This is a genomic window from Pantoea sp. EKM101V (assembly GCF_011800325.1).
GTDB classification, from domain to species: Bacteria; Pseudomonadota; Gammaproteobacteria; order Enterobacterales; family Enterobacteriaceae; genus Pantoea; species Pantoea anthophila.
Genome location: NZ_JAALFP010000012.1, coordinates 55,165 through 68,411, shown reverse-complemented (window position 1 = coordinate 68,411; position 13,247 = coordinate 55,165). Strand labels below are relative to the sequence as shown.

At 61.3% G+C, this 13,247-nt stretch carries 7 protein-coding genes; all 7 read right to left on the bottom strand.

Going from position 1 to position 13,247, the window contains the following annotated elements; genetic code table 11:
* Window positions 1-234 precede the first annotated feature (234 nt).
* Complete coding sequence (locus HFD92_RS17475; RefSeq protein WP_009088401.1) at window positions 235-1,524, bottom strand: dicarboxylate/amino acid:cation symporter; 1,290 nt, start codon at window positions 1,522-1,524, stop codon at window positions 235-237.
* Window positions 1,525-1,749: 225 nt separating this feature from the next.
* Entirely contained in the window at window positions 1,750-3,756 is a 2,007-nt protein-coding gene (gene hmsP, locus HFD92_RS17470; RefSeq protein WP_167429392.1) for a biofilm formation regulator HmsP, read from the bottom strand.
* A 117-nt stretch (window positions 3,757-3,873) separates the two neighbouring features.
* Entirely contained in the window at window positions 3,874-7,341 is a 3,468-nt protein-coding gene (gene bcsC, locus HFD92_RS17465; RefSeq protein ID WP_167429391.1) for a cellulose synthase complex outer membrane protein BcsC, read from the bottom strand.
* Window positions 7,334-9,625 (bottom strand): cellulose biosynthesis cyclic di-GMP-binding regulatory protein BcsB, encoded by a 2,292-nt coding sequence (gene bcsB, locus HFD92_RS17460; protein ID WP_167429390.1) that lies wholly within the window; start codon window positions 9,623-9,625, stop codon window positions 7,334-7,336. Before bcsB ends, bcsC begins: the two co-directional genes overlap by 8 nt.
* Before the next feature lie 9 nt (window positions 9,626-9,634).
* Entirely contained in the window at window positions 9,635-12,229 is a 2,595-nt protein-coding gene (gene bcsA, locus HFD92_RS17455; protein ID WP_009088393.1) for a UDP-forming cellulose synthase catalytic subunit, read from the bottom strand.
* Window positions 12,226-12,951, bottom strand: a complete 726-nt coding sequence (bcsQ, locus tag HFD92_RS17450; RefSeq protein WP_009088392.1) for a cellulose biosynthesis protein BcsQ — start codon at window positions 12,949-12,951, stop codon at window positions 12,226-12,228. Before bcsQ ends, bcsA begins: the two co-directional genes overlap by 4 nt.
* Window positions 12,951-13,148, bottom strand: a complete 198-nt coding sequence (gene bcsR, locus HFD92_RS17445) for a cellulose biosynthesis protein BcsR (RefSeq protein ID WP_009088390.1) — start codon at window positions 13,146-13,148, stop codon at window positions 12,951-12,953. The genes bcsQ and bcsR overlap by 1 nt, the downstream gene beginning before the upstream one ends.
* Window positions 13,149-13,247: the final 99 nt, after the last annotated feature.

Here is a 13,247-nt window from a genome sequence, read left to right as displayed (position 1 = left end):
TCAAATAATTCAAATATCGTTATCACTGGCGCGACGTGCCGCTGTTATTAACGAATCGGCTGGCGCCGAATCGCGCTGTTATCCAACAACAACGTGTTTGACCACAGGAAGTTCAGGATGTCGCGCAACGAAGTGAAAAACGTCAAAAAAAACAAGTGGGGTTTATTATGCAAATGCCCGCTGTCAGGGCAAGCGACAGCGGGCATTTGAGGGGATTTAAGTGAAATTCAATGATTAAACTGAAGATTCGGACGCTTTATTCTCTTTATTCCGGCCGGCGAGCGTGTCATTGAGCTGTTTGTGATCCAGCTGGTCGACCCATTTCGCCACCACCACGGTCGCCACACCGTTTCCGATCAGGTTAGTCAGCGCACGCGCTTCGGACATAAAGCGGTCGATACCCAGAATCAGCGCCAGACCCGCCACCGGCAGATGGCCGACCGCCGAGAGCGTCGCCGCCAGCACGATGAATCCACTGCCGGTCACTCCCGCCGCGCCCTTCGAGGAGAGCAGCAGTACCACCAGCAGCGTGATCTGATGGAAAATATCCATGTGAGCATTGGTCGCCTGGGCGATAAACACCGCCGCCATGGTCAGATAAATCGAGGTGCCGTCGAGGTTAAAGGAGTAACCGGTGGGGATCACCAGCCCGACCACAGACTTCTTACAGCCCAGCTTCTCCATCTTATCCAGCATGCGCGGCAGCGCCGACTCGGACGAGGAGGTGCCCAGCACAATCAGCAGCTCTTCTTTGATATAGGCGATGAACTTAAAGATGCTGAATCCGGCAAACAGACGCGCAATCAGCCCCAGCACAATCACCACAAACAGCACACAGGTGATATAGAAGCAGACGATCAGCTGGCCGAGCTGCACCAGTGACCCCACGCCATATTTACCGATCGTGAACGCCATCGCGCCGAAGGCCCCTATCGGTGCCAGACGCATGATCATGTTGATGATGCCGAAAATGACTTTCGAGAAGCTCTCAATCACGTTGAAGATCAGCGTGCCGGTGTTACCCAGACGATGCAGGGCAAAACCAAACAGAATGGCAAACAGCAGCACCTGCAGGATGTTGCCGCTGGCAAAGGCGCCAATCACGCTGTTAGGGATGACATCCAGCAGGAAGGCGACGATGCCCTGCTGTTCCGCCTGCTGCGCATAGACCGCCACCGCTTTGGCATCCAGGGTGGCGGGATCAACGTTCATTCCTGCGCCTGGCTGCACCACGTTAACCACGATCAGACCAATGATCAGCGCGATGGTACTGACAATTTCAAAATAGAGCAGCGCGACAGCGCCGGTGCGCCCGACGGCTTTCATGCTTTCCATACCGGCGATGCCGGTCACCACGGTACAGAAGATGACCGGGGCGATAATCATCTTGATTAACTTAACAAAGCCATCGCCCAGCGGCTTCATCTGGGTCCCCAGCTCCGGGTAAAAATGGCCTAACAAAACGCCGATGCCAATCGCCATCAGCACCTGGAAATAAAGGCTTTTAAAAAGTGAGGTTTTCATAAACAGGTGTCCACTAACGCCGTGAGGTGATGTTGTCGGATTCGTTATTGTGACTGGCGGGCAACAGAGGTGGCGCCTGACAGTAACCCGAAAATAACACTGTGTTTACGTGATTAATACAGGGCGACAAACCCCCAGGAAATGTCAGGATCGTAATTCTGAACTGAAACGCTTCAGCAAGGGGTTTTGTAACTAAAATTCTCGCAAAATCAATGAATCAGGCAATTATTGCGGCAGTGAGGAGTTTTCTATCCAGGCCTGATTGAATCGGGTCAGAGGCAGCGCTTCCGCGTAGAGGTAGCCCTGCCCGATGTGAATGCCGCGCGCCAGCAGCCAGTCACGCTGCTCCGCGGTTTCCACGCCCTCGGCAATCACCTCAAGGTGGATAATCTCGGCGATAGCCGCCACGATGCAGACCATGGTGTCGTCATGCGGCAGCGCCGCCACAAAGCTGCGGTCCATCTTCAGCTTGTTGACCGGCAACGCTTTCAGCTGATGCAGATAGTTGAGATTGGAGTAGCCCATGCCGAAATCATCCAGCGCCACCGCCACCCCGGCCTGCTGCAACAGTCGCAGCATCGCTATCGCCTGTTCTGCATCATCCAGATGCGCCGTTTCGGTCACTTCCAGCACAAAAGTGCCGGGGGCGATGCGGTGACGGGTCAGCAGAGACTGCAGATGGGAGACCACGCCCGTATCGCGCAACTGTACCGCCGAGATATTCACGCTCAGCGGCAGCATCATACCCTGCCGCTGCCAGCCAGCCAGAATGCGGCACGCCTCTTCAAACACCCAGCGTCCCACTGCGCTAATCACGCCTATCTCTTCGGCGCTGGCGATAAACTCTTCCGTCAGGCCGTAACTGCCATCCGGCTGGCGCATACGCAGCAGCGCTTCCGCGCCCGCCAGTGCCCCGGTGCGCATATCGACCTGCGGTTGCAGGTAGAGAGCAAACTGCTCATCGTGCAGACCCTGCAGAATGTCATGCTCCTGGGTCAGGCGTTTCTGTGCGCGCTCGGTCAGCGCGGCGTCAAAGAAGAGGATCTGATTTTTGCCCTGATGACGGGCCGACATCATCGCCGAGATCGCCCTGTCCAGCAGTTCACTGGCGCTCAGCGGCTGATCGTCGCGCAGCGCCAGACCGATGCTGACGTTAGGGCGCAGCTGCAGCTGGTGCAGGCTGACCGGCTGATTAAGGCGAATCATCAGATTGCGCGCCAGACGCAGGGCGCGGAACGGATTACTGGCGCGCTTCATCAGCAGGACAAAATCGCTGACGCCGGTCTGCGCCAGCAGGGTGTGGTCATCCAGCGTATGGCGGATCTTCTCCACCAGCGTCAGCATCAGCGTGTCGCGCTGCTCATCGCTGAGTATGCCGTTGGCTTCCTGCAGGGTTTCAATGCGGATCACCATCAGACCCAGCGACCGTTCAGGATTGCACATGAACTGTTCGACCAGCGCCAGGAACAGGGTGCGGTTGGGCAGGTCGGTGACCGGGAAGTGGGTGGTCAGCCGGCTCATCTCATCATGAATCGACTCCAGCACCTGCTGATTGCGGTTGTAGCTGCGCACCAGCATGCCGATCTCGTCATCGTGATGGCTGTGCGGCAGGGAGAGTTTATGGGTCAGAATCGCCTGCGGCGGCAGCTCCTGCAGCTCGCGCGAGAGATGACGCAGCGGATGCACCACCAGCCGGTTGATGCACCAGCTGATCGCCACGGAGAGGATCAGCGCCAGCAGCAGATAGGTGATGATCATGGTCGAGAGCGTGCTGAGAATAAACTGGTAGACGCGCGTTGAGTTCGCCTGCAGCACCAGATAGGCCAGCGGTTTTGGCATTCTGGTATTTTCTATCGAGTAGAGCGGCAGCGTAATCTGCACCGGCAGCTCAAACAGGCGGGCCACCAGACGCGGCACCGGTTTTTCTGTCTCAAAGTCAGCATGCAGCGCCTGAAACGCATTGGGCAGCACCACATCGGCGCGCGACAGGATACCGGCCGGTTTCAGAGAGTGAAGAATGTGTTCGGCCCGGGGGATATCGGCCCGCAGCACCGCTTCCGACAGCGGCTGACGAACGGTGTGGGCGATATTCTCCATCTGCTGCGCGTAGTCAATCCTGCGCTGCTGCACAAAATGAAACAGTTGGATGACGATAAAAATACTGATGGTGATAACCGCAACCAGCGAAACCGTCGCCATCTGCTTTATCGTAAGTGACCGGCTTACGCGCAAAAAATTCTCTCCTGACGATGAAAAAAGCCCAGATAGCAGACAGTACAATGCCAGCCAGTATATCCCATAAACTGACTTTTTTACCGTCTGAAAAGTCCGGCTTTTTCCCGGTCAGGATTATTTAAAATCCGCGTAAGGGGTCAGCGGCTGTGGCGGCATATCCAGGTCCCCTTCCCAGCCACCGGCAGCATAGCGCACATAAAGCAGACCATGACTCGGGGTGTAATCTTTCGCCTGCTGGATATCCACACCGGCACCGATAAACCAGTTCGACGTCAGCCGTCGCTCAATCACTGCCTGCAGCGTATAGCCGGTACCGCCGCCGGAACTGCTGGCAGAAGAGGGGTTACTGGCAAGGGTATAGCCCGGATTAACCGGATAGCGCTGCTGGGCATGGGTTTGCGAATGGGACCAGGAGACAGAGCCGCCCAGATCAAACGACCAGTTCTCTGTCCGCTGCCGCCAGGTGACCGGCACGGAAAAAGAGAGATACTGCTGCGGGCTGTAGTAGCCACCCTGGCCGAAGGTATAATCGCTGAGATCCTTCTGATAGTGCCAGAGCATGCTGTTCAGCCCGACGGTCGCCCGGCGGTTGTCGCTGTTGATGAGCTTATAGTAATAGCCGCCCATCAGGCGCTCGCGGCTGTTATCGGCGACATTTTTGCCGGTGATTTGATGCGCACTGATGTCGCCCCAGACGCCATGCGCGCCGCCCTGATCGTAACTCAGCCCGATGCTGCCGCCGGTGGCCACTACGCCGCCCCAGCTTTTGCCGCCGCTGGCTGCGGGATCGCGCGTCCCGGCATAGGAGAGCAGCGAACTGGCGATCGGCCTGCGTGAGGCCGTCAGTGTGACGCCGAGCTGTTTCACATCAGTTTTCCAGCTCAGGCCGCCGGTCCAGTTCGTGACTTCAAAACCCAGCGGCGTGGTTCCGAGGTCAGCGGACCAGGTCGCGTTATGCCAGCCCGCGGCCAGCGCCGTCCCGCTATCGCGCTGGCGGTTGTCACGATTACAGCCGCCAGAATTGGCATCGTCGCAGCTGCCAAACAGGGCGTCGATGCTGCCGTTCCGGGTGGTAAAGGTGCCTGCGGAGACATCCACCCGATCAAGACGGAAAAAGCCCCGGCCATCGGCAAACGGATGTTCCGCCTGCAGCATGGTGGTGTGCGCCGTAAAATCGGAGATGCCGCCGGTGCCGCTGTTGCGTGAATAGTCCTGCTGCACCGTGAGCGTGGTCTGCTGCTGACGGTAGAGATCGGCCGTGTCGCTGCGCAGGCTGCGCTTCAGCCAGTCATCCTGGGGATCGTTGCGGGTTGCGCGGCTGATATTGCCACGGCTCGCGATGCCGCTGGCCGTCATCGCCTGACGATAGTCTGCCAGTGCCTGTTCAGGCTGCTGCTGCGCCCCTTCCAGCCGTGCCGCGTCACGATAGACCAGCGCTTTATCCTGCGAAGGGGGCAGCGAGGCGGCACGCTGTTTCAGATCGGTCAACAGCGCCGCGGCCCGCGTGGTTTCACCCACCGCCTGCCACGCCAGCGCCGCGCGGCGATCCGCATTCAGCGTGCTCTGCTGCGGCGGCAGCGTCTCCAGCGACTGACGGGCTTCGCCGTTGCGCTGCAGCGCCACCAGCGCCTCAATCCGTCCCAGCGCCGCATCGCGGTTGTCCGCCTGGCGCGACAGCACCTGCTGATACCCCTGCAGCGCCTGCTGCGCGTCCCCCCGCGCCAGCGCCCAGTCGGCCAGGGTCAGATCGCGGCGGCTGGAATCCGGCTGCTGCCGAAGCAGCGCGATTGCGGCAGGCTCATCGCCCGCCTCGCGCAGGGCATCGGCCTCGGCAAAGCGCTGATCCTGCGTCAGGCGCTCAGCCAGCTGGCGCATATCGCTGCTCCATTGTGCTTCCGGCAGACGATGCAGCGTGGCGCGGGCCTCAGCGGCGTTATCGTTGCCCGAGAACCAGAGGGCGGCGGCGTAGAGCGCGGTGCTATCCTGCGGGTGCTGCTGCGCCACGCCGCGCATCACCGCCTCCGCCTGCTGCGCACGACCGCTGTTACGCAGCGCTCCCGCCAGCCGGTAGCTGAGCCAGACGTCATCCGGCGTCAGCGCCAGTGCCTGGCGATAGCGATCGGTGGCCTGGGGCCAGCGCGCCTGCTGCGCCAGCGCATCGGCCTCCGCACGCAGGCTGTCGCTGCGCAGCGTGCGAATCGTGTCGGCCAGTGCGCGCTGCTGGTCGGCGGGCAGCGTATCGATAAACGCCATCTCGCGGGCGGGCGATACCGTCCGGTAAAATCCTGCCAGCCGCCGCACCGCGGTGATATTGGTGCCATCCAGCCGGCGCGCTTTTTGCCAGAACCGTTCAGCGCCGGGGGCATCGTTGCGCGCCATCGCCACATCACCCAGACCAATCAGGGCGTAGCTGTCGCTGCTGTCATAGGTTTGCGCCGCGCGGTAGGCCTTTTCAGCCCCGTCGATATCGTGCTGCGCCAGCGCTTTATCGCCCTGCTCAATCGCCAGCCAGTAATGACTGGTCTGCAGCAGCGACTGCCATTTGCCAATCAGCGTGCTCTGCTGACCCGCCTGAATCGCGCGCTCCAGCCAGCGAATGGCCACCTCACGATGGCCCGCGCGGGCCTGAATCTGCCCCATTGCGCCCATCAGTTCGGCATCCCCGGGATTGCTCTTCAGCGCCCGTTCAAGGGCGCGCATGGCGCTGTCAGCGTTACCGGCATCGACCCGCGCCAGCGCCTGCATCCGGTCGCGATAAGCGGGATCGGCCAGCTGGCTCTGCTGCTTCGATAACGCCTCCACACCCTGCTGATAAGGCTCGCCGTCGGTAAATACCGCCAGATAGGCCTTCAGCTGCGCCACGCTGCTGTCACTGACCGGCTGGTCAGTGATCTGCTGCAGCCAGAGGTCGGCGGCGGCCTCACGCCCGCCGCCGCGCTCCGCCAGCCGCTTCAGCTGTGTAATTGCCTGCTCCGGCTGCTGACGCGCAAAGGCCATGCGGGCGATCTGTAATCCGACCCCGACGTTGCCAGGATAGCGCTGCTCCAGCACCTGAAGCTGCTGCCAGGCCAGATCCTCCTGGCCGGGAAGGCGCGCCACCAGCCGCCAGTACTCCAGGGCAATATTGGGATCGGGGAAGATGCCGTTAAACAGGGCATCGTAGGCGCTTTTCGCCTCCGCCAGTCGTCCTGAGGTGGCAAGCAGCCGCGCCTGCTGCAGTTGCTGCCGTCCGTCAGACGACATCATGCGCAGGCCGGCGGCAGATTCCCGCGCCGCTGCGGAGTCGGGCGCCAGCCGGTTGAGCTGATCCAGCAGGGTCTGTGCGGTAGTGAGATCGCCCTGATGCAGCGCCAGTCGCAGACGCGCCGCCAGCACCTGGGGATTCTCCGGGTCAATCTTCTCCAGCCGGTAGAGCGACTGCTGCACCAGCTCATACTTGTTGGTCGATTCGCCGATGCGCACCTGGGTCAGCAGCCAGTCAACCGGTGAAACCTGCGGACCGGCGACAGGCGCAGCCTGCCCCGGCAGCGCACCCAGCAGGCCGATCAGCACACCTGCCCGCAGCAGAAGCGACTTATTCATCTTCATCATCAAGCAGACGGCGGCGCGAGATAAGACGCATCAGACGCCAGACCAGCATGGCAAACAGCACCACGACACCCACCGAGCAGAGCGCCAGCCAGAAAGGATGGGTAGCCAGCGCGGCCCAGAGCCGCTCCCACCAGGGGAGGTGGCCCACATAGTAGGTCTCGCCGACACGCAGACTGTTCACACCCGACTCACGGACAATTGCCGTAGAGCCTGAGATGGCCGCACGTTTGCCGCTGTCAGCCAGCGCCTCATCGAGCAGCTGCCAGCTGCGCGGACTGCCATCGGCGAGCAGCGCAACCACACTGCGCTGATCGTAGAACGGCGACTGAAAACCAATCACGGTGGCCAGCGGACCCCGGGAGCCGATGGCGGTGGTGCTTTCTGCGCTGCGTTCCGCCTCGCTGAGAGTCTGAGCCGGCAAAGATGCCCGTCGCGCCGGGGTTTTCAGCCAGCTGGCGGTGGCGTCAACCAGCGCGCTGATCCGGCGGTCGTCCTGAAGATCTTTGGGGATGTCGCCGATCAGCAGCAGATCCGCGTCCTGCTTCTGCGCCGTGCGCCAGTCGTCGGTAAGCTGCACGCGCAGCGCCGGATACCCGGTCTGCGCGCCGATATTGCCCACCGCATTCAGCAGGGTAGCGACCTGCTGCGCATCCGGATCCGGCTGAACCAGCACCAGCGTCTGGGAGAGATCGGCGTAGCGACTGAACGGGAAGCCGGCATTCGCCCAGGTCTGCAGCGACGGCATTTCGATGTAGTGGCGATAACCGGAGAAGTCGATGCTGGAATTATCGTCCACCACCACATGATTGCTCACCGGGGTGACGGTTTCGCAGCGTCCGTCCGCCGTGCCGCCCATAAAGGTGGTGGCATAGTCGAAATCGAAACGCAGCTGATTCATCACGCCCAGACGGAGCGCCGGGATTTTAAGCTCATGACTCTTGTCTGTCGTCCCCTGCAGCAGGGGAAGGTGCAGCAGCTGCTGTCCGGCCGTGTTTTTCGGCTGCAGCGGGTAGTCCTGAATGAACTGATTGTTCAGGTTGACCGCCAGCCTGGAGCCGTCCGGCTGGGTGGGCGAGGTGTAACGATAGTTCAGATCCATATCGATACCGCGCGCCCGCACCAGGAAGAGATCGGGTGGCAGATTCAGCGTCAGGCTGATCGGATTAGGCTGCAGACCATCAGACTGCAACTGATTTTCATATTGCGTCAGCTCGGCAAAAGTCGTGCGGCGATCGGTGCGTACCCAGTTTGGCGCATCATAAGGCTGGCGCGGGGCCAGCAGCGTGACGCGGTCAATGGTGGAGGTATCGCCCCGCAGCAGTAACTCGCCCTGCGCAATGCCCTGCACGGCCGTCAGCAGGTCGTCATCGTTGCGGCCCAGAATCAGCAGCATTTTCTCATAGGGATTGTCAGGCTGACTGACGAGCTCTACGGTCGGTTTGCTCACCGGCGGCAGATCTTTCAGGAATGCCGGGCGCGCATCGTTGGTGGCAAACACCACCGCGTGCTGTTGCTGCGGCAGCTGGTTGTAGAGGACCGGGAAGCGCTGGCCGCGCCAGGCGGCTTTGCTGCCAAACCAGGAGGCGAGGATGGCGGCGGCCCGCTGCTGCGCGACATCGGGCTGGGCGGCAAACACCATCGGCAGGGTCAGCGGCCGCGTGTCGCGCGCATCAAAGAAAGGCTCCGGGAAGTGTGACAGGTCGTTTTTCAGCGGCAGTTTTTGCAGCGTCAGATCCAGGCTGCTGGCTTTACCGATATCGAGCCAGATGGTGCTGTTGGCCGGGTTTTCACAGATGTTGGCGTAGTGACCGACCAGCTCAAAGCGGACGCGGTTAAAATCGGCGATAAACCGGGGGTCCAGCGCCAGCTGCGTCTGATTCTCTTTGCCGATCTGCTCCGGCGTCAGGGTAATCAGGCTCACCAGCTCATCGTTGAGATAGATCTTCAGCTGCGACAGGGTCGGCAGCAGCGCAGGCGATGGCCGATAGCTGAGGTTCAGCATAGCACTAGTGACGACTTCGTCGCTGCGCACCCCAAACTCAATCTGCCCGGTGGTGCGCGTTCCGCGCAGCGTCATGCTGCCTGGCGGCGGTGCCAGCTTAGCAAAGCTCAGCTGGCTGTTTCGCAACGGCGCAGCCGACGGCTGCGGCACGGCCTGCTGCGCCGTCTCTCCGGCCGCGCTGACCGGTGCATTTTCCTCTGCTGCAGCGCAGCTTAATGTTGCGGAACCCAGCAACAGCGCAGCGACCCACCTGTTTATTCTCGTTGTCGTCATATCATCAACTCAATGCAGATTTTTTGAGGCGGGCACGCGTCCGATGCCTTGCGGCAACAGCGAAGCCAGCCAGCTTACCCCAGCGGTAAGCAGGTTAAACAACCGACGTAACTGCGGCGGACCATATTCCGCCAGGCGCAGATAACCTTTGAAGCCGAGGATCATGATATCGGTGAGGCTCTGCACCGGTTTATCTTCCGGGAAACCGTCCTGCCACAACGCCCAGGTATCGGCACGGGCGAAGGTACACTGGATAAAATCGATGTGCTGCCGGGTGGTCAGGGACTCAAGGCGAACGCCCGCCCGACGGCCAAAGACGCGCTGCACCGTACAGGGGAAGCTGAACTCCTGCTGACCGCGACGCAGCAGCAGCCAGACCTTTTCATCCTCCCGCAACGCATCCGGCTCGCGCAGCTCCAGACCCACCCCGCCATCGGAGTAGTCCCGCAGCGTACAGGGCAGCATGTGGCCGTTTTCGCGCGCAATGGCGGCAGGCATCGCAATCTCCACGCGATGGGCCTCGCGGATCTGCCGGGCTTCAACCGAGACCGCCACCGCGCCCCCCAGAATCACCATGTTGTAGATGACCCACACCAGGCTGACCCACACCGTTAACACTTCGTTGGCCGGGCCGTGCTGCATGCGCCAGAACGCCATCCCTACCCCCGCCAGGTTAAGCAACACCAGCAGCATATAAGGCCGGGTGATGACCCAGTCCAGATGCCGCTTCTCCACCAGCCCGCCTTTGGCGGTGACGTTAAACTTGCCTTTGTGGGGATTGATCAGCGCAACGGTCGTGGGCAGGGCGATATACCACGCCAGCACCGTTTCGTAGACTTCACTCCAGAACGAGTGTCGCCAGCGCCCCTGAATACGCGAGTTGGTCAGGCTGGTGTGCAGCATGTGGGGCAGCACATAGACCGCGATGGCCAGCGCGGGCGCGTAGATGATGTAGGCGTGGCAGAGCAGAAACGCCAGCGGAGCCAGCAGGAAGATCAGCCGCGGAATGCCGGAGAGAAAGTGCAGCATGGCGTTGGCATAACAGAGTCGCTGCACCCACTTAAGCCCTTTACCGAACAGAGGGTTATCCAGACGGAAGATCTGCACCATGCCACGTGCCCAGCGGATTCGCTGTCCGATATGCGCCGACAGGCTCTCGGTCGCCAGTCCGGCGGCCTGAGGAATACGGATATAGGCCGAGGTGTAACCCAGCCGGTGCAGGCGCAGCGAGGTATGCGCATCTTCCGTTACGGTTTCGACCGCGATGCCGCCAATCTCCTCCAGCGCGGTGCGGCGCAGAATGGCGCACGAGCCGCAGAAGAAGGTCGCATCCCAGGTATCGTTGCCATCCTGAACCAGGCCGTAAAAGAGTGATCCCTCATTCGGCGTGCGGCGAAAACGGCCCAGATTGCGCTCAAACGGATCGGGCGAAAAGAAGTGGTGCGGCGTCTGCAGCATGGCCAGCCGGGGATCTTTGATAAACCAGCCCATGGTCATCTGCAAAAAGGCGCGCGTCGGCACATGGTCGCAGTCAAAGATCGACACGAAGTCGCTGCGGCAGTGCTTTTTCAGCGCATGGTTGATGTTGCCCGCTTTGGCGTGTTCATTCGAGGGACGCACCACATAGTTAACGCCAATGCTGGCGGCGAACGCGCGAAATTCGGGCCGGTTGCCATCATCCAGCAGATAGATGTTAAGCCGATCTTTCGGCCAGTCGATACCCAGCGCGGCGTAAAGCGTCGGCCTGACCACGCTGAGCGGTTCGTTATAGGTCGGAACCAGCAGATCCACCGACGGCCACAGCGCACGATCGGCAGGCATCGAAACCGGCTGACGGTTGAGCGGCCATAGCGTCTGGAAATAGCCCAGCACCAGCACCACCCAGGCATAGGTTTCGGCGGCGATCAGCAGCAGACCCAGCACCAGGCTGAGCGGGTCATCCCAGTTGAGTGTCGAGGTGTAACGCCACCAGAGATAGCGGCAGGATACGGTCAGCGACAGGACGATCAGCATCATGGTCGGTAAGCGACCCGGCACGCGCCGCACCACCATCGCCAGACTCCAGAGCAGCAGCACAAAGATAAACTGCGTCAGCAGGTCAAAGGGCTGGCTGATACAGAGCAGCGCCAGTACCGACGCGATCACGCCCATTCCGGCCAGGAGAGCGTAACGCAGCAGGGGCGGCAGTCTCTTCAGCCGTTTTTCCGCCCGCGCGCCCAGCCCCTGCGCCTCTGCCTGCCTGCCACGCCTGTCGAGCCAGCGATAGACCCGCTGCCGCCAGCCAGCCAGCGTGGCGAAGCCGTTCACGCGGCGGCGGCCATCACCCGGCAGGATAAACACCAGCCAGAGCGTCTGGATCAGATAGCGCACAGGATCAAGCGGCTGCGGGCGTTCGGGCGAAATATGCGGATAGAGGCGGCGGCGCTGCTGAATAATCTGCTGCCAGCCCGGTGCCTCCAGCCGCAACAGCGTCACCGCCAGCCCGCACCAGAAGAGATGCAGCGCGCTGGCGAAGCGGGATGCTCCGTTGTTCCGGGCGGTGCTGTAGCGACGCTGCAACGCCAGCCAGGCGGGTCGGGTCAGCAGCCAGCGCAGCGGGTTCATACGCGATCGCCTTTCAGATGAAGCAGCAGCCAGTTCGCCAGGGTGGTGAGCTCTTCGCTGACCAGCGCGTGGGGCCGGTATTCTCCGACCGGCTGCTTCATCATCAGCGCTTCTGACAGCGCTTCATCCCGGTGGATCAGCAGCGGGATCAGCGGATTCAGCGACGCCATCCAGAGCTGATGCAGATCCTGCTGCAGCCGGCTGTTGGCGTTGAACTGGTTGATCAGAAAACGGGTCGCCGCAGGAAAGCGTTGCTGACTCAGGCGCAAATGGCAGTTCGCATCGGGCGTAATGACGCCGAGCAGGCCATCCAGCTGCGCATAGAGCGCCGTATGCCACGGCGCGCTTTCGGCGGGCAGATCAAAAATTATCCAGCCGTAGCGCCCCCGCAGCGCCGGTAACGCCGCCAGCAGCGGGGCAGCAATCGTGCTGTCCTGAACCGCAGCGGAGGCGGAAGCGGAGAGCTGACCATAGGGGAGCAGATCCGGCCCCTGCGGATAGCGCCGGGCGCTCTGCAGCCAGTCGCCGCCGTGACACAGCGCCTGCATCCAGCCCTGCTCCGCCTGCACCGGCAGATTAAAATGCATGCCGAGCTGGCTGACCGGCGAGCCGTCAATCAGCAGAACCTGTTCACCCAGTGCCGACAGCGCCCAGCCGAGGCCCGCGCAGAGAGAGGAGGTGCCGACACCGCCCCGGATGCCCTGAAGTGCCATCAGCGCCATCAGCGATGCGGCTCCGGCTGTGCGGCAACGGTTTCGGTTAATAATGGCCAGCGCGATACGATCTCTGCCAGCCGTTCTTCGCGGGCAATATCGATATAACGGAACGCGTGCAGAGAAAAGGCGTCACGCAGTGCGCTGATATCATCCTGAGGTCCACCCTCAACGGCGACCGGCGTATAAACATTCGGGTTTGTCATTATTTTTCGCCACGAACAAACAGTGTCGGATTGAGGACAGTGGCCTCTTCGCCTTTTTTCTGAAAAGGGGTTTCCAGAATAAGGACGCTATCAGAAAAG

Excerpts from the sequence above, each read along its gene's own strand:
- bcsB (WP_167429390.1), bottom strand. The coding sequence starts at position 9,625 with ATGACGACAACGAGAATAAACAGGTGGGTCGCTGCGCTGTTGCTGGGT.
- bcsR (WP_009088390.1), bottom strand. The coding sequence starts at position 13,148 with ATGACAAACCCGAATGTTTATACGCCGGTCGCCGTTGAGGGTGGACCT.
- bcsA (WP_009088393.1), bottom strand. The coding sequence starts at position 12,229 with ATGAACCCGCTGCGCTGGCTGCTGACCCGACCCGCCTGGCTGGCGTTG.
- bcsC (WP_167429391.1), bottom strand. The coding sequence starts at position 7,341 with ATGAATAAGTCGCTTCTGCTGCGGGCAGGTGTGCTGATCGGCCTGCTG.
- bcsQ (WP_009088392.1), bottom strand. The coding sequence starts at position 12,951 with ATGGCGCTGATGGCACTTCAGGGCATCCGGGGCGGTGTCGGCACCTCC.
- HFD92_RS17475 (WP_009088401.1), bottom strand. The coding sequence starts at position 1,524 with ATGAAAACCTCACTTTTTAAAAGCCTTTATTTCCAGGTGCTGATGGCG.